Below are 17,680 nucleotides of genomic sequence, written 5' to 3' on the forward strand. Positions count from 1 at the left end.
CGCGATTCCAAACCGCGCATTGTAGCGTGAGGTCATGCGGCCCCTTTACGGGGCGCACAAATGAAACACCCCGCAGCGCGGGGCATGCGGGGCGACGTGTCGAGCGCTGCGCGACTTAGTCGAAGCGGCCGGTACGGGCCATCTCCATCAGGCGCGCGATGCGCTCCTCGGTCGCCGGGTGCGTGGAGAACAGGTTCTGCAGGCCGCCGCCGTGCAGCGGGTTCATGATCATCATCTGCGCGGTGGCCGGATGCGCTTCGGCCGCCTGGAACGGGATGCCTGCCGCATAGCGATGGATCTTGTCGAGCGCGGTGGCAAGCGACTGCGGATCGCCGGAGATCTGCGCGCCGCCGCGGTCGGCCTCGAACTCGCGCGCCCGCGAGATCGCCATCTGGATCAGCGCACCGGCGATCGGCGCGAGCAGCGCGACCGCAATCCCCGCGATCGGGTTGGCCGGACGGCCGTTTTCGTCGCGGCCGCCGAAGAACATCGCGAAGTTGGCCAGCGCCGAAATCGCGCCCGCCATCGTCGCGGTGATCGTCGAGATCAGGATGTCGCGGTGCTTCACGTGCGCGAGCTCGTGCGCCATCACCCCGCGCATCTCGCGCTCGGACAGCACGCGCAGGATGCCCGTCGTCGCGGCGACTGCCGCGTGCTCGGGGTTGCGGCCCGTGGCGAACGCGTTCGGCGCGTCCTCGTTGATCAGATAGACGCGCGGCATCGGCAGGTTCGCGCGCGTGGCGAGCTCGCGCACCATCCGGTAGAACTGAGGCGCCGTGTTCTCGTCGACTTCCTGCGCGTTGTACATGCGCAGCACCATCTTGTCGGAGAACCAGTATGAGAAGAAATTCATGCCGAGCGCGAACAGCAGCGCGATCGTCATGCCGCGCGAGCCACCGATCATGCCGCCGATCACGATGAACAGGGCCGTGATCGCGGCCATCAGCATCGCCGTTTTGACCCAATTGAACATACCCACTCCTTATCCGTCAGGGGACCCGCCGACTTCACAATGCACGGCGGAAAATTGTAAGCGATTTGTTAGATAAGGTCTTGCCGGAAAAATTCAATTTCAGCGTTGCGTCGCCGCGAGCCGCAGCCCGAGGCCGACGAAGGCGCTGCCCACCGTGCGATCAAGCCATTTCCTGACGCCCGGCTTGCCGGAAAAGCGCTGCGTGACGCTACCCGCGACCCACGCGACGATGCAGCTCCAGACGGTACTCATCACGAGGAACACCGACCCGAGGGCCAGGAACGCCAGCGCCTTGTGCGGGCTGTCGGCCGACACGAACTGCGGGAAGAAGGACACGAAGAACAGCACGACCTTCGGATTCAGCACGTTGGTCCAGAAACCCTGCATGAACAACTGGCGCAGCGGCTTCGCGGCCGTGGCCTGCGCCGCCTCGGCGCCTGCCGGCGCGGCGGCCTGCTTCGTGATGATCATGCGCACGCCGAGGTAGATCAGGTAAGCGGCACCGACCAGCTTGATCGCCGTGAACGCGGCCGCCGACGCCGCGAGCAGCGCGGTCAGGCCGAATGCACACGCAAGCGTGTGCACGCAGCAGCCGGCCGAGATGCCGAGCGCCGACATCAGCCCCGCGCCACGGCCCTGCGCGACGCTGCGGCCGACGATGTACGCCGTATCGGGGCCGGGCGTGACGTTCAGCAGGAAGACCGCGAGCACGAAGAAGCCGAAATGGGTGATGCCAAGCATGAGAACCTCGAAACCGGAATGCGCAGGGAAATTCTACGCGCGCCCGCCGCGCTGCGCGACTCGGCCATCCGGCAGATTGCGCGCGGGCGCGATGCCGTGTCGAATGACGCTCAGGCCGCGTCAGGCAACGCGAAGCGCTGGCCCGCGGCGAGCGGCGAGCCGGCCAGGAATTCGCGCGCGGGCAGCCGCTTGCCGCCCGGTTTCTGCAGTTGCGTGACGCGCAGCGCGCCGCTGCCGCAGGCGACGACCACGCCCTCCGGCGCAGCCTCGACGATCGTGCCGGGCGCCATGTCGACAGTCGTGCCGCGCGCCGCCACCGGCTCGGCCGCCCACAGCTTGATGGCCGCGCCATCGAGCGTGGCGACGCCGCCCGGGAACGGGTCGAACGCGCGCACCTGGCGCGCGAGCACGTCGGCCGGCTTGCGCCAGTCGAGCGCCGCTTCGTGCTTGCCGATCTTTTCCGCATAGGTCACGCCGTCGGCCGGCTGCGGCGTGGCGGGCAGCGTGCCGTCGCGCTCGAGCCGCACCAGCGCATCGACGATCAGCCGCGCGCCGTCGGCGGCGAGCCGGTCGTGCAGCGTGGCGGTCGTGTCGTCGGACGCGATCGCGACGCGCGCTTCCTCGATCATCGCGCCGGTGTCGAGGCCGACGTCCATCTGCATCAGCGTGACGCCCGTCTCGGCGTCACCGGCCTCGATCGCGCGGTGGATCGGCGCGGCGCCGCGCCAGCGCGGCAGCAGCGACGCGTGGATGTTGATGCAGCCGGCACGCGGAATGTCGAGCACTTCCTGCGGCAGCAGCAGGCCGTATGCGGCGACCACCATCACATCGTGCGGGGTCGCGCGCAGCAGCTCGATCGCGTCGGCCGCCTCCGCCGGGTACTTGCCCGCGCGGCGCAGCGACGGCGGCTGCGCGACGGGCATCCCGTGCTCGACGGCATAGCGCTTCACGGCGCTCGCCTGCAGTTTCATCCCGCGCCCGGCCGGGCGATCGGGCTGGGTGAGCACGAGCGGCACCGGAAAACCGGCCTCGTGGATCGCGGCGAGTGCGGCCGCGGCGAATTCCGGCGTGCCGGCAAAAATCACGCGCAACGTATGGGTCATGACAGCGTTCGGGATCGGGCTGGGCACACGCGCGTCACATCGCGCGTTCGAGTTTCTTCATCTTCGTCTTGATGCGGGTCTGCTTCAGCGGCGACAGATATTCGACGAACACGCGCCCCATCAGGTGATCCATCTCGTGCTGCACGCACACGGCCAGGAGGCCCTCGCAGTCGAGCTCGAAAGTCTCGCCGTGCTCGTTGAGCGCACGCACGCGCACGTGGTCGGGACGCTCGACTTCGTCGTAGATCCCGGGCACCGACAGGCAGCCCTCCTCATAGACCTGTTTCACGTCGCTCGACCAGATGATCTCGGGGTTGATGAACGCGCGCAGCTCGTTCTTCTCCTCGGAGACGTCGATCACGATCACGCGCTCGTGCACGTCGACCTGCGTCGCCGCGAGGCCGATGCCCGGCGCGGCGTACATGGTTTCGGCCATGTCGGCGACGAGCTTGCGGATCCGGTCGTCGACCTTGTCGACGGGCTTCGCGACCTTGTGCAGTCGCTTGTCGGGGTAATGAAGAATGTTCAGCAAAGCCATGGTGTTCGGTATTCGGTGGAGCGGCGTGCCGCATCGGCCATCCGGCCGGCTGGCGCCGCCGCCGGGATGCAATGAAGATGAGGCAGACGCGCGGCATATCAACGCCGCGGGTCATGCCTCCTGCAATTGGCCGGGCGCTCGTGCGCGCGGCCCTGTCGAGTATTTCGGATGATGAAAATTTTATCATGGCGCCACGCGCTCCGCTGGCCGCCGCGTTCGAGGGGAACCTCATGTCGCCGCAAGCGCTGACGACTTCCGCATTGCGCGCGTGGCTGCAGCTCGCGCATGCGCCGGGCATCTCACCCGCCGTGCTGCATGCGTTGCTCGACGCATTCGGCTCGCCGGCGGCGCTGCTCGCCGCGTCCGACCAGGCCATCGGCGCGGCGAGCAGCGCCGCCGCCGCGCGGGCGGTGCGCGCCAGCGAGCGGGACGACCTCGACGCCTGCACCGACGCCGCACTGGCATGGCTCGATACACCGGGCAACGCGATCGTCACGCTCAACGATCCCGTCTATCCGCCACGGCTGCGCGACCTGCACGACCCGCCGCCGCTGCTATATGTAAAGGGCAGGCTCGACCTGCTGCACGCACGCGGGCTCGCCGTGGTCGGCAGCCGCCATGCGACGCCGCAAGGGCTCGCCGACGCCACGCGCTTCGCCCATGCGCTGTCCGACGCGGGGCTCGCGATCGTCTCCGGCCTCGCGCTCGGCATCGACGGCGCCGCGCATCGCGGCGGGCTCGACGGCTGCGCCGGCACGGTCGCGGTGATCGCGACGGGCGCCGATCTCGTCTATCCGGCGCGGCACCGCACGCTTGCGCACGACATTGCCGCGCGCGGCACGATCCTGTCCGAATGGCCGCTCGGCACGCCCGCGCGGGCGTCGCATTTCCCTCAGCGCAACCGGCTGATCGCCGCGCTCGCGCTCGGCGTGCTCGTCGTCGAAGCCGCGCCGCGCTCCGGCTCGCTGATCACCGCACGCCTCGCGAACGAGCTGGGCCGCGACGTGTTCGCGATGCCGGGCTCGATCCACGCGCCGCTCGCGCAGGGCTGCCACGCGCTGATCCGCGACGGCGCGAAGCTCACCGCGACACCGCTCGACGTGCTCGAGGAGTACGGGCTGGACGAACCGGCAGCGCACACCGCCCATGCCACGGCGAATTCGCGTACGCGCCCCGATAACGGCGAAACAGCCGGCACGCTGGGGCGACGCGCGGGCGAGCATGCCGGGAAACCGGATTGCGCCGTTCCATCCATCGCATCGGCCGCAAACGAAGGCGTGCCGCCCGACGACCCGGCCGAACGATCCGTGCTCGTCGCATTGGGATACGGCCCCGTTACTTACGAGTGGCTCGCCGAGCACAGCGGCCTGTCGGATGACGCGCTGCACCGCGCGCTGCTCGCGCTCGAACTGGCCGGCCGCGTCGCGAGCGTGCCCGGCGGACGCTTCGCGCGGCTTGACGTGGCGCCCACTCCGCCCGCGTCCGGCGTGCTACAGTCCCCCGCATAGGGCGGCCCGTGCCGCCGACGCTACCCAAGGAATTCCATGCCCGCGCTGAATCTCGACACCGATGCCGATCGGATCGCCGAGCGCCTCGCCGATCCCGACACGCTGCTGGTCGCCTGCCTGTGCGCCGAGTGGTGCGGCACCTGCCGCGACTACCGGACGGCCTTCGACCAGCTCGCCGATACCCATCCCGACGCCTGCTTCGCGTGGATCGACATCGAAACCCATGCCGACCGGCTCGACGATCTCGACGTCGAGAATTTCCCGACGATCCTGATCGAGGACGCGAACACCGCGCGCTTCTTCGGCACGGTGCTGCCGCACGCGACGATCGTCGAACGGATGCTGTCCGACCTGAGCGCCGTGCCCGGCGCGCCGCACGCACCGAAATTGCGCAATATCCTGAACGTCGAGGCGTGAACCGCGCACGGGCCGGGCGGCTTTTCCGGGCTTTTCGCGCCGTTGCGCGTGCCGCCGCGCCGGGCGCGCTTGCCGCCGTTGCGCCCCCCCTCTATGATGAGCCGCTTTTTGCACGCCGAGCCGCCGTCGCTGCGGCGTGTGCTATAAAGCCGTCGTAAAAGGGACCCACGCCGGCGAACCCGGTCTACCAACACACATCTGTCATGTCCAAAGCTCTGATCATTGCGGAAAAGCCTTCTGTCGCGAACGACATCGCGCGCGCTTTGGGCGGCTTTACCAAGCATGACGAATACTTCGAGAGCGACGAATTCGTCCTGTCGTCCGCGGTCGGCCACCTGCTGGAAATCGCCGCCCCGGAAGAGTACGAGGTCAAGCGCGGGAAATGGAGCTTCGCTCATCTGCCCGTCATCCCCCCGCATTTCGACCTGAATCCGATCGCAAAAAGCGAGTCGCGCCTGAAAGTCCTGACCAAGCTGATGAAGCGCAAGGACGTCGACCGCCTGATCAACGCATGTGACGCGGGGCGCGAGGGCGAGCTGATTTTCCGCCTGATCGTGCAGCACGCGAAGGCGAAGCAGCCGGTCCAGCGCCTGTGGCTGCAGTCGATGACGCCGCAGGCGATCCGCGACGGTTTCGCGCACCTGCGCACCGACTCGGACATGCAGCCGCTCGCCGACGCCGCACGCTGCCGCTCGGAAGCCGACTGGCTCGTCGGGATCAACGGCACGCGCGCGATGACCGCGTTCAACAGCAAGGGCGGCGGCTTCTTCCTGACGACCGTCGGCCGCGTTCAGACGCCTACGTTGTCGATCGTCGTCGAACGTGAAGAAAAAATCCGCCGCTTCATCCCGCGCGACTACTGGGAAGTGAAGGCCGAGTTCGCATGCGCGGGCGGCTTCTACGAAGGCAAGTGGTTCGACCCGAAATTCAAGCGCGACGAATTCGATCCGGAAAAGCGCGACTCGCGCCTCTGGAGCCTGCCGGCCGCCGAAACGATCGTCGCCGCGTGCCGCGACCAGGTCGGCACGGTGTCCGAGGAATCGAAGCCGTCGACCCAGCTGTCGCCGCTGCTGTTCGACCTGACGAGCCTGCAGCGCGAAGCGAACAGCCGCTTCGGCTTCTCCGCGAAGAACACGCTCGGCCTCGCGCAGGCGCTGTATGAAAAGCACAAGGTACTCACGTACCCGCGTACCGACGCGCGCGCGCTGCCGGAAGACTACATTTCGACGGTGCAGTCCACGCTCGAGATGCTCAAGGAGAGCCACAACTACCTGCCGCATGCGAAGCAGGTGCTCGACAAGGGCTGGGTGAAGCCGAACAAGCGGATCTTCGACAACTCGAAGATCAGCGACCACTTCGCCATCATCCCGACGCTGCAGGCGCCGAAGTCGCTGTCCGAGCCGGAGCAGAAGCTGTACGACATGGTCGTGAAGCGCTTCCTCGCGGTGTTCTTCCCGGCGGCCGAGTTCCGCGTCACGACGCGGATCACCGAAGTCGCCGGCCATCACTTCAAGACCGAAGGCAAGGTGCTCGTCGAGCCGGGCTGGCTGCAGGTGTACGGCCGCGACGCCGAAGGCGCGGACGCGAACCTCGTGCCGGTGCAGAAGGACGAGAAGGTGAAGACGGACGAGATCGCCGCGGTCGCGCTCGTGACGAAACCGCCCGCACGCTACTCGGAAGCGACACTGCTGTCCGCGATGGAAGGCGCGGGCAAGCTCGTCGAGGACGACGAGCTGCGCGAGGCGATGGCCGCGAAGGGCCTCGGCACGCCGGCGACGCGCGCGGCGATCATCGAAGGCCTGCTCGGCGAGAAGTATCTCGTGCGCGAAGGCCGCGAGCTGATCCCGACCGCGAAGGCATTCCAGCTGATGACGCTGCTGCGCGGGCTCGGCGTGAAGGAGCTGACCGCGCCCGAGCTCACTGGCGAATGGGAATACAAGCTGTCGCAGATGGAGCGCGGCAACCTCGGGCGAGACGCGTTCATGCAGGAAATCGCCCGCATGACGCAGCAGATCGTCAAGCGCGCGAAGGAATACGATTCCGACACGATCCCCGGCGATTACGCGACGCTCGAGACGCCGTGCCCGAACTGCGGCGGCCAGGTGAAGGAAAACTACCGCCGCTTCGCATGCACGAAGTGCGAGTTCTCGATCTCGAAGATTCCGGGCAGCCGGCAGTTCGAGATCGCGGAAGTCGAGGAGCTGCTGCGGGAAAAAACCATCGGCCCGCTGTCCGGCTTCCGCAGCAAGATGGGCCGTCCGTTCTCGGCGATCCTGAAGCTCTCGTTCGACGACGAAACGAAGAACTACAAGCTCGAGTTCGACTTCGGCCAGGACCAGGGCGGCGAGGAAGGCGAAGCGCCCGACTTCTCCGCGCAGGAACCGGTCGGCGCATGCCCGAAGTGCAAGGGCCGCGTGTTCGAGCACGGGATGAGCTATGTGTGCGAGCACTCGGTCGCGAATCCGAAGACCTGCGACTTCCGTTCGGGCAAGGTGATCCTGCAGCAGGAAATCACGCGCGAGCAGATGGCGAAACTGCTGGCCGACGGCCGCACGGACCTGCTGCCGAACTTCAAGTCGTCGCGCACGGGCCGCAACTTCAAGGCATTCCTCGTGAAGCAGCCGGACGGCAAGATCGGTTTCGAGTTCGAGAAGAAGGAACCGAAGGCCGCGGCCGCGAAGAAGACGGCAAAATCGGCGACGAAGGATGCCGAAACCGTGACGGAAGGCGCCGACGAGAAACCGGCACCGGCGCGCAAGACCGCCGCCCGCAAGACGACGGCGCGCAAGACGGGCTCCTGACGCACCGGGCGCCGGGGTTTCTCCGGCCCGTAGTACGCCGGTGAAGCGGCGACAAAAAAAACGCGGATCGATCGCTCGATCCGCGTTTTTTCTTGGTGCCTGCTGCCGGCCGTGCCGGTGCGCGGCCGCCGCGCCGTTACAGCGGCGACGGCACCGCGACGCGCGCGCGCGGCGAACGCGCGAGCCGCGGCTGCAGGTTCGGGTCGGTCGACCCGGGCGGCTCGGCACGCATCTCGACGCCGATCGGCGCAGGCGCCGCGCTCTGTGCGGCCCACTGTTCGCCCATCATCGCGTCGGTCGAGTGGCTGAAATATTCGACGAGGTGATCGATGAACGTGCGCACCTTCGCGGGCAGGTGGCGCCGGCTCGGATACGCGATGTTGATCTCGACCTGCGGCAGCCGGAAATCCGGCAGCAGCCGGACCAGCGCGCCGCGCGCGATGTCGCTGCCGATCAGGTAGCTGGGCAGGATCGCGACGCCCATCCCGAGCAGCGCGAACTGGCGCAGCATCGCGGTATTGTTCGCGACGATCACGTTGGTCGGGCGCACGCGCACTTCGCCGTCCGGCCCGGTGAACACGCGCTCGTCGCCCCAGTATTCGGTCGGCAGGCTCAGCGCCGGGTGTTCGGCGAGATGCTCCGGATGGGTCGGCACGCCGTGCTTTTCCAGGTAGCTCGGCGTCGCGCACACGGTCATGCAGCCCGTGGTCAGCCGACGCGTGACGATGCTCGCGCTGCGCATCTGGCGCGTCACGACGATGCCGACGTCGAAACCTTCCTCGACGAGGTCGACCTGGCGGTCGACCAGCGTCAGATCCGGCACCACTTTCGGGAAATTCTCGGTGTACGACTGCAGGACGGGCGCAAGGTTGTGCAGGCCGAACACGACCGGCGCGACGATGCGCAACGTGCCGACCGGCTCGTGATTGCGCGCGACGACCATCTGCTCGACATCCTCGAGCTCATCGAGAATCTGGCGCGCCCGCTCCAGATAGACCTGGCCCGACTCCGTCAGCGAAAGGCTGCGCGTGGTGCGGTTCAGCAGGCGCGTGCCGAGCCGGCCTTCCAGATCGGCGACGTGACGCGTCGCGACCGCGTTGGAAATATCCATTGCACTCGCGGCCCGCGCGAAACTGCCGAGATCCGCAACCTTGACGAACACGCGCATCGACTGCAAATGATCCATAACGACTCCTGCCGCTGTTACAACTTCAAAAAGTTGAAGCAAATGCGTAATTCTCCTACGACAGCGGAAATGATGCAGAGTTGCTCAACAAGGGCCGCCTTGACGATAAAAATAGTCAAAAATCCTCACTCATCGCGAATGGATGATCCAATTATTCTGATTGAAGCAACAATTGGGTGAACCTCCTCCGGTAAGCTGCCGAATCAGAAAGGACGTGTCTGATGCGACACAACATCGCATCCCGACGCGTCCGAGGGGAGCGGCGCCGGCTCAGGCCGGCGCCGATTGCGGCGGAGCGTAACAACCTGTTAAAAAGACACCACGACGTGCGCCGACGTAGCATCATGTCGGCCCCGGCCGGGCGGGACGGGTGCGCGACCTGCGCCGCCGCCGCTGCCGCTTTCAACGCGCGACTCCCGCTGATCATGAAAATTGCCATCCTCGACGACTACCAGGACGCCGTCCGCAAGCTGAACTGCTTCGAGATGCTCGCCGAGCACGACGTGAAGGTCTTCAACAACACGGTACGCGGCCTGGGGCAACTCGCGAGCCGCCTGGCGGAAGTCGAGGCGCTCGTGCTGATTCGCGAGCGCACGCCGATTTCGTCGCAACTGCTCGCCAAGCTGCCGAACCTGCGCATGATCAGCCAGACCGGCCGCATCTCGAGCCACATCGACCTCGAAGCGTGTACCGACCGCGGCATCGCGGTGCTCGAAGGCACGGGTTCGCCGGTCGCGCCCGCCGAGCTGACCTGGGCGCTCGTGATGGCCGCCCAGCGCCGCATTCCGCAATACGTCGCGAACCTGAAGCAGGGGGCGTGGCAGCAGTCGGGCCTGAAGACGTCGGCGCTGCCGCCGAACTTCGGCCTCGGCCAGGTGCTGCGCGGCCAGACGCTCGGCATCTGGGGCTACGGCAAGATCGGCCGGCTGGTGGCCGGCTACGGCAAGGCGTTCGGGATGAACGTGCTGATCTGGGGCCGCGAGCATTCGCTCGAGGCCGCGCGCGCCGACGGCTACACGGCCGCCGAGAGCCGCGAAGCGCTGTTCGAGCAGAGCGACGTGCTGTCGCTGCACCTGCGCATGCACGACGACACGCGCGGGATCGTCAAGCAGGAAGACCTGATGCGGATGAAGCCGACGTCGCTGCTCGTCAACACGAGCCGTGCCGAGCTGCTCGAGGAGAACGCGCTCGTCAACGCGCTGTCGCACAACCGTCCGGGGATGGTCGCGATCGACGTGTTCGAGAGCGAGCCGATCCTGCAGGGCTACAGCCTGCTGCGAATGGAAAACGTGATCTGCACGCCGCACATCGGCTACGTCGAGCGCGAAAGCTACGAGCTCTATTTCAGCGCGGCGTTCAAGAACATCCTCGCGTTCGACCAGGGCGATATGTCGAGCGTCGTCAATCCGGAAGCGCTGACGCCGCGCCGCGTGCGCTGACGGACTCCGACCGGTGCTGACCGGCACGGGCCGCGCTCGCCGCGCGGCTCTGCTGCCGGGCTTCCCGCCTTCCCCGCCTTCAGGCGGCCACGCGGCCGCCCGTCATCGCGTCGACGCGCGTGAGGAAATGCTCGCCGTCGCGCCGTCCGAGGTCGTACGCATGCCGCATCTGCGACGGACTCGTGTAATCCCAGCTCGAAATCGGCACCTTGCTCGACGGCTGCACATACAGCCGCCGCTGGTCGCCGTGCGCGACCGTGAACATCTGCGGGCGCGGATACAGCCGCGTGACGAGCACCAGCACGTCGCCCGGCGACGTGTCGAGCGCGTCGACCGGCACGTTGTCAACCATCCCGCCGTCGAGTACCGGCCGGCCGTCGCGGCGCAGCACCGGCGTGAACGGCGGCGTGCACGACGACTGCAGGATCAGGTCGGCGAGCTCCTCGACACTCGCGCACGCCTGCGCGCGCACGAACTCGGGCCGGAAACCGAGCGTGCGCCCGAGCGTCGGGTGCAGCGTCTTGCGCAGGTACTTTTCGATGTTGTATGCGACGAGGCCCGCGGCGACCGCGCTGCGCGCGCCGAGCCAGCGCGGCACGTGCGACACGCCGATGCGGATCTCCGGCGCGTCGGCGAGCCGCGCGAACGGCTCGCCGTAGATGTCGAGCAGCGCCTGACGGTAGATCCGGTAATGCGGAAACACCGGCTCGCGGCCGAACAGGTTGCCCCAGTACGCGTTCTTGCGGTTGTGGCGCAGCGCTTCCTCGTAATAGCGCATCACCCACGCGGCGTCGCGTGTATACAGCATGCAGGCGGTCGCCGCGCCGGCGGAGATCCCCGCGATCACGCGCGGGCGCAAGCCGAGCGCCGGCTGCGCGACGTCCCAGAAGCCGGCCTGCCACCAGCAGCGATTGCCGCCGCCCGCGAAGACGATCTGGTCGAACATCGCGCCGCTCAGCTGACGAGCGCGTAGGTCGACGTCGCGTGAACGGCCATCTTGCCGTCCTCGTCGAACAGCTCGACTTCGCCGAATACCAGGTTGCGGCCCATCCGCAGCACGCGCGCGGTGACGAGCACGTCGCCCTTGCGCACCGGACGCATGAAGTTCGTGTTCAGCGAGACGGTGGTCATCGGCCGGAACTCGCCGAGCGCGGCCGAGATCGCGACCACCATCGCGGTGTCGGCGGCGGCCGTGAACACCTGGCCGCAGATGACCCCGCCCGAATGACGGAATTCGCCGGAAAACGGCAGGCGCATCGTGACGCTGTCGTCGCCGATCGATACGGGGACCAGACCGAGCGAGCGGACCCACGGGGCCAGCAGGCGATCCAGCAATTCGCGGACTGCGTTTTCGTCCATCTTCGAATGTCCAGAAAACGTTGCGCGACCGCCGCGCAACGGGTGTGGACGTCATCATACCGGGAGCGCGCCAACTGCGATGGCTCATTACCGCGGCGACGGCCGCCGTCGCCGCCACGAAATATTTTGAGGAAATTCGCAGAAAGGGCTTGCCAAGTCCGAAATACACGGGCATAATCTTTCTTCTGTTGGGGGCGTTAGCTCAGTTGGTAGAGCAGCGGACTCTTAATCCGTAGGTCGAGTGTTCGAGTCACTCACGCCCCACCAGGAATTCCAAAGGCCGGTCAGCGCAAGCTGACCGGCCTTTTTCCATTTCCGGCGCCGCCCGGCCTCGGCCCCTCCTCGCGACGGGCAATCACATTGATGCCTCGCCCAGGTACTTTCCGCTAGAATCGTCCGACAAAATATCACACGACCGGGACGGCGATCGCCGTATCGCCGCCGGCACTGAGAGAGCATGGGACGTCAGACATGGAATCATGTGAACGAGACGCGACCATTCAGAGGGCATGGTCACGCCGACAACGGCACGCACATCGTGTCGCCTCCTCCCCCCGCTCGCATCCGGGCCCGTCGCGTGACGCGCACTACGGATCCGGCCATGCCGCGTAAGGACGCGCTCGTCGCACTCGCGCTCGGCGTTGCGCTGCTCGTGGTCGCAGCCATGCTCGCCGTCACCGCGAGCCATGCGGCCGGCGACCTGATCCGTACGCCGGGCACGGTCGTGCGCATCGTGCAGGACAGCGACGCGATGCGTGCATACCGCCCGATCGTCGCCTATTTGGCGAACGACGGCCGCCGCCGCGAAGTCGCCGGCAATACCGCATCGGTGGTCCCGGCCTACGACATCGGCGAAAGCGTGGACGTCCTGGTCGATCCGGCCCATCCGAACCGTCCCGCACTGATCGACGATTTCACGCAACGCTGGTTGCCCGTCGCGGTGCCGGCGCTGCTTGCAGTCGCATCGCTGGCGATCGGTAGCCTGCTGTACGTGAACGCGCGCCGCGGCCGGCAGGCCGACGCGCTGTCTGCGCCAGCCGCCCGCAAAGCGGTCCGGCGCCGCTGGAACATCGCGATCGTGCTGATTCCGATCGCGATCGGCACCGGCTTCCTGGCCGGCGCCGGCGCCGCCGGGCTGCGCCAGTGGCAGATCGCCCGCCATTACGCGCACTCGACCGGCCATGTCGTCGAGATCGCCGAAACCGCCCAGTCGTCCCGCACGCGCACGTCGCTCTATTCGGCGACCATCGCGTTCATGACCGACAGCGGCCGCCCCGTCACGTTCGCGCAAGGCTCGACCTCGTCGCGCCCCGGGCTGTACGAAGGCGAGGTGGTCGACGTGCTGTACGACCCCGTCACGCCCGAGCGCGCGGTCATCGACCGGTTCTGGGACCGGTGGGGGCTCACGGCCATCCTGTTCGCGATCGGCGCGCCGTTCCTCGTCGCCGGACTGTTCGTCGTCGGGGCGCTGTGGCCCGAGCCTCGGCCGCACGAACTCGCCGAATGACGAACGCGGAAGAACCGGGCCGTCAACGTCGCGGCCCCGGCTTCACCGCTCCCTGAACGCCTCCACCTTCGCTCGGTTGCCGCACGTGCGCATGTCGCACCAGCGGCGTCCGACGCCGCGGCCGCGATCGACGAAGAACCACGTACAGCGGCCGCACTGGCGCACGCGCGCGAAATCGTCGCCGCGCAGCAGATGCTCGAACCCGAGCGCGGCCGCGTCGATCCAGCGCGACGCGGCGCGCGCATCGGGCCGCCACGCGAAGCGGCCGTCGACCGCGTCGAATCTGCTGCGCCCGATCGCATCGCGAATCGCCTCGGCGAGCCGGTCCGCCGTTCGCGCGCCGGCACTGCCGCCTTCGCCGGCCGTCAGGTGCGCGAGAGCCGCATACGCATCCTCGCGAAAACCGTGCAGCGCGACGAGTTCGTCCGCGCCGTCCTGCCGGGGATGACGCAGAAACCGCGTCAGGTCGGCCTCCGCCAGCAACCCCGACTTCCCGGCCCAGGCACGCACGGCCGGCCAGTCGACGAGTTTGTCCTCATCGCGCGTCTTGCCCGTGTCGGCCACCGTGTTCAGGAAATCGAGCGCCGGATGGCCGCCGACGAAATCGGCCGCACGCCATGTATGCGCCGCTCGCGCAGGCTCGTGTCGAGTAACCATTTATTTTCACCTATCGGTTTCACATCCGAGTGAACAAGCGTAACCTGTTAACAACCAAAACAGGTTAGCACGGAGGCACCGATGCTCGAGCTCGCCAATCGCTACAATTTTGAAGGTCACCGGATCGCATGGGGCACGCTCGGCGAAGGGCCGCCGCTCGTGCTCGTGCACGGGACGCCGTTCTCGTCGCAGGTGTGGCGCCGCATCGCGCCGTGGCTCGCACGGCGTCATCGCGTGTTCTTCTACGACCTGCTCGGCTACGGCCAGTCGGACATGCCCGACACGGACGTCTCGCTCGGCCGGCAGAACGCGCTGTTCGGCGCGCTGCTCGCCGAATGGAAACTCTCACGCCCGCGCGTACTCGCGCACGACTACGGCGGCGCAACCGTGCTGCGCGCGCATTTCCTCGACGGTATCGCGTATTCGGACCTGACACTCGTGAACCCCGTCGCGATCGCGCCGCAAGGCTCGCCGTTCGTGCGTCACGTCGCGCAGCACGAAGCCGCGTTCACCGGGCTGCCGGCGTATGCGCATCACGCACTCGTGTCGGCCTACATCGGCAATGCGGTCGCACGGCCGTTGAGCGACGACGTGCTGTCGATCTACCGCTCGCCGTGGCTCACGCCGGCCGGCCAGCCGGCGTTCTATCGGCAGATCGCGCAGATGCGCCAGCGCTATATCGAGGAAGCCGAGGCCCGTTATGCGCCGCCGGACTTTCCGGTGCGCATCGTGTGGGGCGAGGACGACGCGTGGATTCCGCGCGAACAGGGGCAGGCGCTCGCCGATCGCATCGCGGGCGGCACGCTGATCCGCGTGCCGCGCGCGGGGCACCTGGTCCAGGAGGATGCGCCCGAGGCGATCGTCGCCGCGGTGCTCGACGCACACGGACAGGAATGATCGCCCACGCAGCCGCGTGGCGTGGCCAATCAGAAGGCCGGCACGCCCTGCGCGAGCGTCGCGACGAACTTCGCGGTGCGCGGATCTCGCGGCCGCCCGAACAGCTCGCGCGACGCGCCGGCCTCGACCACGCGGCCATCCGCGAGAAACACCGCATCGTGCGCGACCGACGCAGCCAGGCGCAGGTCGTGCGTGGCCATCAGCATCGTCGTGCCTTCCCGCGCGAGCTGGCGCAACACTTCGACGACTTCGACGGACAATTCGGGATCGAGCGCGGACGTCGGCTCGTCGCACAGCAGCACCTGCGGCGACGGCGCGAGCGCGCGTGCGATGGCCACGCGCTGCTGCTGGCCGCCCGACAACGTCGCGGGCCATGCGTCGGCCTTGTCGGCGATACCGACCTTGTCCAGCAACGCGAGCGCCCGTTCGCGCGCCTGGTCGCGCGGCCAGCGCTGCACGGTCACGAGCCCTTCCATCACGTTCTGCACGACGCTCAGGTGCGGAAACAACTGGAAGTTCTGGAACACCATGCCGGTCTGACGGCGCACCGCGAACACGTGATCGCGCGACGGGCGGCGCCCCGCCGCGAAGTCGATGCGGGCGTCGCCGACCGTGAGCGCGCCCGCCTCCGGCACTTCGAGCAGGTTCACGCAGCGCAGCAGCGTGCTCTTGCCGCTGCCGGACGGCCCGATCAACGCGGTCACGCTGCCGGGCTGCAATGCGAGGTCGATGCCGGTCAGCACGCGCTGCGCGCCGAACGACTTGTCGATGCGTTCGAGACGGATCATCGCAACTCCGCGTGGAACAGCGCATGGCGCCCGAAGCGCAGCTCGAGCCGACGCTGCAGCGACGAGAGCACCGAGCTGAACAGCAGATAGATCAGCGCGGCTTCGGTATAGAGGATCAGCGGCTCGTAGGTGACGGCCGCGATGCGCTGCGCGGCCTGGAAGATCTCGGGCACGGTCAGCACGGCCGCGAGCGACGTGTCCTTTACCAGCGAGATGAACGAATTCGACAGCGCGGGCAGCGCGACGCGCGTGGCCTGCGGCAGGATCGCGCGGCGCAGCGCCTGCGCGCGCGTCATCGCCATCGAGTACGCGGCTTCCCACTGCCCTTTCGGGATCGATTCGATCACGCCGCGGATCACCTCGGCGTTGTACGCGCCGACGTTCAGCGAGAAGCCGATCACGGCGGCGGTCAGCGGATCGAGCACGATGCCGACGTTCGGCAGCCCGTAGAAGATCACGAACAGCTGCACGAGCAGCGGCGAGCCGCGAAACAGCCAGATGTAGAAACGCACGCCGGCCTGCGCCCAGCGCGGCCCGAACAGGCGCGCGAGCGCCGCGCCGAACGCGAGCAGCAGGCCGATCGCGAACGACGCGAGCGTGAGCGGAACCGTGAACACGAGCCCCGCCACCAGCAGGGGCCGCAGCGATTCCGCCATCAAGTGCAGCCAGGGCGGCATCGGTCAGCCTCGCGTCACGGCTGCGACACGTCGCGGCCGAAGTACTTCTGCGAGATCTTCGCGTAGGTGCCATCGGCCTTGATGTCCGCGAGCGCCTTGTCGATCGCCGCCACCAGCGCGGGACTGCCCTTGCGCAGCAGCACGCCCGATGCATCGCCGGCGCCGCTCGTGTCGGTCGCCGCGATCTTCAGTTTCGCGTCGGGCTTGTGCTTGCGGAAATCGAGGTACGACAGCGAATCGTTGATCGTCGCGTCGACGCGTCCCGCGCTCAGCAGGTCGATCGATTCGTTGAAGCCCTGCACGGGCACCACGTCCGCGCCGTGCGCGGCCGCGAGCTTGCCGAAATTGCTGGTCAGCGTGTTCGCGGATTTCTTGCCCTTCAGGTCGTCGAACGAGCGGATCGACGTGTTGTCCGCGCGCACGATCAGCACCGCGTGGGACGTGATGTACGGCGTCGAGAAATCGTATTTCGCCTTGCGCGCATCGGTGATCGACACTTCGTTGACGACCGCGTCGTAGCGGTTCACGTCGAGGCCCGCGATCAGCCCGTCCCACTTGCCTTCGACGAACTCCGCCTTCACGCCGAGCCGTTGCGCGATCGCGCTCGCGATGTCGACGTCGAAGCCGGTCAGCTTGCCCGACGCATCGTGATACGTGAACGGCGCGTACGTGCCTTCGGTGCCGACCCGGAACACACCGGCCGACTTGATCTGCGCGAGATCGTCGGCCGCCAGCGCGCTCGTGACGGCAGTGGCCTGCAGCAATGCGACGACCAGGATGGAGCGAAGGAATTTCATGGTGCGGACCCCGAACGATGGAAGGGAGTGGACCCGCCGGCCCGAACGGCCGCGCGAGAGGTCCGCGAATTCTACCGACGCGCCGATATCCGGCAAAAACGCAAATCCGCTAACGATATGAGCGCGTCGAATAACGCGCCGGCGAGCCGCGCCCATTCCGCAGACGAAATCCCACGCGATGCAGCGCGGCGATCGTCTGACGAATCGTTACCTGCGGTTACAGAAGCGACACTGCGGTATCACCCATTGGGCATGCGCTACGTACCATGAAGGCAGGTAAAACGATTGCTCG

Annotated in this window: 17 protein-coding genes and 1 tRNA gene; 7 read left to right on the forward strand and 11 right to left on the reverse strand. The window is 67.5% G+C overall.

Going from position 1 to position 17,680, the window contains the following annotated elements; translation table 11 throughout:
- Positions 1-115: 115 nt before the first annotated feature.
- The 4 genes from htpX to def all read right to left on the reverse strand — a co-directional run bounded on the left by htpX (position 116) and on the right by def (position 3,355).
- Positions 116-973, reverse strand: a complete 858-nt coding sequence (gene htpX / locus DID98_RS12285; protein ID WP_006485774.1) for a zinc metalloprotease HtpX — start codon at positions 971-973, stop codon at positions 116-118.
- Between the two features lie 99 nt (positions 974-1,072).
- On the reverse strand, positions 1,073-1,714 hold the full coding sequence (locus tag DID98_RS12290; protein WP_124520559.1) for a LysE family translocator: 642 nt from the start codon (positions 1,712-1,714) through the stop codon (positions 1,073-1,075).
- Between the two features lie 110 nt (positions 1,715-1,824).
- Positions 1,825-2,817, reverse strand: a complete 993-nt coding sequence (gene fmt, locus DID98_RS12295) for a methionyl-tRNA formyltransferase (protein WP_124570769.1) — start codon at positions 2,815-2,817, stop codon at positions 1,825-1,827.
- A gap of 34 nt (positions 2,818-2,851) precedes the next feature.
- On the reverse strand, positions 2,852-3,355 hold the full coding sequence (def, locus tag DID98_RS12300) for a peptide deformylase (protein ID WP_057924826.1): 504 nt from the start codon (positions 3,353-3,355) through the stop codon (positions 2,852-2,854).
- 230 nt (positions 3,356-3,585) lie between these two features.
- On the opposite strand from def, the gene dprA reads away from it, so the two are divergent.
- From dprA to DID98_RS12315, 3 genes are all read left to right on the forward strand, one after another.
- On the forward strand, positions 3,586-4,863 hold the full coding sequence (dprA, locus tag DID98_RS12305; RefSeq protein ID WP_409362337.1) for a DNA-processing protein DprA: 1,278 nt from the start codon (positions 3,586-3,588) through the stop codon (positions 4,861-4,863).
- A 36-nt stretch (positions 4,864-4,899) separates the two neighbouring features.
- Positions 4,900-5,280 carry a thioredoxin family protein gene (locus tag DID98_RS12310; RefSeq protein WP_044847347.1) on the forward strand — a complete coding sequence of 127 codons (381 nt, stop codon included), beginning with the start codon at positions 4,900-4,902 and terminating at the stop codon, positions 5,278-5,280.
- Between the two features lie 203 nt (positions 5,281-5,483).
- Complete coding sequence (locus tag DID98_RS12315; RefSeq protein ID WP_044847346.1) at positions 5,484-8,081, forward strand: DNA topoisomerase III; 2,598 nt, start codon at positions 5,484-5,486, stop codon at positions 8,079-8,081.
- Positions 8,082-8,217: 136 nt separating this feature from the next.
- Here DID98_RS12315 and DID98_RS12320 read toward each other — a convergent pair whose 3' ends face one another.
- Entirely contained in the window at positions 8,218-9,267 is a 1,050-nt protein-coding gene (locus DID98_RS12320; protein ID WP_124520562.1) for a LysR family transcriptional regulator, read from the reverse strand.
- Between the two features lie 425 nt (positions 9,268-9,692).
- Between DID98_RS12320 and DID98_RS12325 the strand changes: the two genes are divergently transcribed.
- Positions 9,693-10,706 (forward strand): D-2-hydroxyacid dehydrogenase family protein, encoded by a 1,014-nt coding sequence (locus tag DID98_RS12325; RefSeq protein ID WP_044847344.1) that lies wholly within the window; start codon positions 9,693-9,695, stop codon positions 10,704-10,706.
- Positions 10,707-10,785: 79 nt separating this feature from the next.
- Here DID98_RS12325 and DID98_RS12330 read toward each other — a convergent pair whose 3' ends face one another.
- Complete coding sequence (locus DID98_RS12330) at positions 10,786-11,652, reverse strand: patatin-like phospholipase family protein (RefSeq protein WP_124570771.1); 867 nt, start codon at positions 11,650-11,652, stop codon at positions 10,786-10,788.
- Between the two features lie 8 nt (positions 11,653-11,660).
- Positions 11,661-12,065, reverse strand: a complete 405-nt coding sequence (locus DID98_RS12335; RefSeq protein ID WP_044847342.1) for a PaaI family thioesterase — start codon at positions 12,063-12,065, stop codon at positions 11,661-11,663.
- A 191-nt stretch (positions 12,066-12,256) separates the two neighbouring features.
- Here DID98_RS12335 and DID98_RS12340 point away from each other — a divergent pair.
- Positions 12,257-12,332 (forward strand) — tRNA-Lys (locus DID98_RS12340).
- A gap of 190 nt (positions 12,333-12,522) precedes the next feature.
- Complete coding sequence (locus tag DID98_RS12345; protein WP_124570772.1) at positions 12,523-13,572, forward strand: DUF3592 domain-containing protein; 1,050 nt, start codon at positions 12,523-12,525, stop codon at positions 13,570-13,572.
- Positions 13,573-13,614: 42 nt separating this feature from the next.
- On the opposite strand, the gene DID98_RS12350 is transcribed toward DID98_RS12345, so the two are convergent.
- Positions 13,615-14,229 (reverse strand): CGNR zinc finger domain-containing protein, encoded by a 615-nt coding sequence (locus tag DID98_RS12350; RefSeq protein ID WP_124570773.1) that lies wholly within the window; start codon positions 14,227-14,229, stop codon positions 13,615-13,617.
- An 81-nt stretch (positions 14,230-14,310) separates the two neighbouring features.
- Between DID98_RS12350 and DID98_RS12355 the strand changes: the two genes are divergently transcribed.
- Positions 14,311-15,126: an alpha/beta fold hydrolase gene (locus tag DID98_RS12355; protein WP_124570774.1), complete on the forward strand. Its 816-nt coding sequence runs from the start codon at positions 14,311-14,313 to the stop codon at positions 15,124-15,126.
- A 29-nt stretch (positions 15,127-15,155) separates the two neighbouring features.
- Here the strand turns inward: DID98_RS12355 and DID98_RS12360 are convergent, their stop codons facing one another.
- Genes DID98_RS12360 through DID98_RS12370 form a run of 3 tightly spaced genes read right to left on the reverse strand, consistent with a single transcriptional unit; the run spans position 15,156 to position 17,388 of the window.
- Entirely contained in the window at positions 15,156-15,914 is a 759-nt protein-coding gene (locus DID98_RS12360) for an amino acid ABC transporter ATP-binding protein (RefSeq protein WP_124570775.1), read from the reverse strand.
- The gene (locus DID98_RS12365; protein WP_124570776.1) at positions 15,911-16,591 is read right to left on the reverse strand and encodes an amino acid ABC transporter permease; all 681 of its coding nucleotides are present in this window, start codon (positions 16,589-16,591) and stop codon (positions 15,911-15,913) included. The genes DID98_RS12360 and DID98_RS12365 overlap by 4 nt, the downstream gene beginning before the upstream one ends.
- Positions 16,592-16,605: 14 nt before the next feature.
- The gene (locus tag DID98_RS12370) at positions 16,606-17,388 is read right to left on the reverse strand and encodes an amino acid ABC transporter substrate-binding protein (protein ID WP_124570777.1); all 783 of its coding nucleotides are present in this window, start codon (positions 17,386-17,388) and stop codon (positions 16,606-16,608) included.
- Positions 17,389-17,680: the final 292 nt, after the last annotated feature.

The sequence above is a fragment of the Burkholderia sp. Bp8984 genome (assembly GCF_003853755.1).
Classification (GTDB): Bacteria; Pseudomonadota; Gammaproteobacteria; order Burkholderiales; family Burkholderiaceae; genus Burkholderia.

What these genes read in the sequence shown, in the direction of transcription:
- DID98_RS12345 (WP_124570772.1), top strand. Translation starts at nt 12,523, where the DNA reads ATGGGACGTCAGACATGGAATCATGTGAACGAGACGCGACCATTCAGA.
- htpX (WP_006485774.1), bottom strand. Translation starts at nt 973, where the DNA reads ATGTTCAATTGGGTCAAAACGGCGATGCTGATGGCCGCGATCACGGCC.
- DID98_RS12315 (WP_044847346.1), top strand. Translation starts at nt 5,484, where the DNA reads ATGTCCAAAGCTCTGATCATTGCGGAAAAGCCTTCTGTCGCGAACGAC.
- DID98_RS12370 (WP_124570777.1), bottom strand. Translation starts at nt 17,388, where the DNA reads ATGAAATTCCTTCGCTCCATCCTGGTCGTCGCATTGCTGCAGGCCACT.
- DID98_RS12365 (WP_124570776.1), bottom strand. Translation starts at nt 16,591, where the DNA reads ATGCCGCCCTGGCTGCACTTGATGGCGGAATCGCTGCGGCCCCTGCTG.
- def (WP_057924826.1), bottom strand. Translation starts at nt 3,355, where the DNA reads ATGGCTTTGCTGAACATTCTTCATTACCCCGACAAGCGACTGCACAAG.
- fmt (WP_124570769.1), bottom strand. Translation starts at nt 2,817, where the DNA reads ATGACCCATACGTTGCGCGTGATTTTTGCCGGCACGCCGGAATTCGCC.
- DID98_RS12335 (WP_044847342.1), bottom strand. Translation starts at nt 12,065, where the DNA reads ATGGACGAAAACGCAGTCCGCGAATTGCTGGATCGCCTGCTGGCCCCG.
- DID98_RS12350 (WP_124570773.1), bottom strand. Translation starts at nt 14,229, where the DNA reads ATGGTTACTCGACACGAGCCTGCGCGAGCGGCGCATACATGGCGTGCG.
- DID98_RS12320 (WP_124520562.1), bottom strand. Translation starts at nt 9,267, where the DNA reads ATGGATCATTTGCAGTCGATGCGCGTGTTCGTCAAGGTTGCGGATCTC.
- DID98_RS12325 (WP_044847344.1), top strand. Translation starts at nt 9,693, where the DNA reads ATGAAAATTGCCATCCTCGACGACTACCAGGACGCCGTCCGCAAGCTG.
- DID98_RS12330 (WP_124570771.1), bottom strand. Translation starts at nt 11,652, where the DNA reads ATGTTCGACCAGATCGTCTTCGCGGGCGGCGGCAATCGCTGCTGGTGG.
- dprA (WP_409362337.1), top strand. Translation starts at nt 3,586, where the DNA reads ATGTCGCCGCAAGCGCTGACGACTTCCGCATTGCGCGCGTGGCTGCAG.
- DID98_RS12355 (WP_124570774.1), top strand. Translation starts at nt 14,311, where the DNA reads ATGCTCGAGCTCGCCAATCGCTACAATTTTGAAGGTCACCGGATCGCA.
- DID98_RS12290 (WP_124520559.1), bottom strand. Translation starts at nt 1,714, where the DNA reads ATGCTTGGCATCACCCATTTCGGCTTCTTCGTGCTCGCGGTCTTCCTG.
- DID98_RS12310 (WP_044847347.1), top strand. Translation starts at nt 4,900, where the DNA reads ATGCCCGCGCTGAATCTCGACACCGATGCCGATCGGATCGCCGAGCGC.
- DID98_RS12360 (WP_124570775.1), bottom strand. Translation starts at nt 15,914, where the DNA reads ATGATCCGTCTCGAACGCATCGACAAGTCGTTCGGCGCGCAGCGCGTG.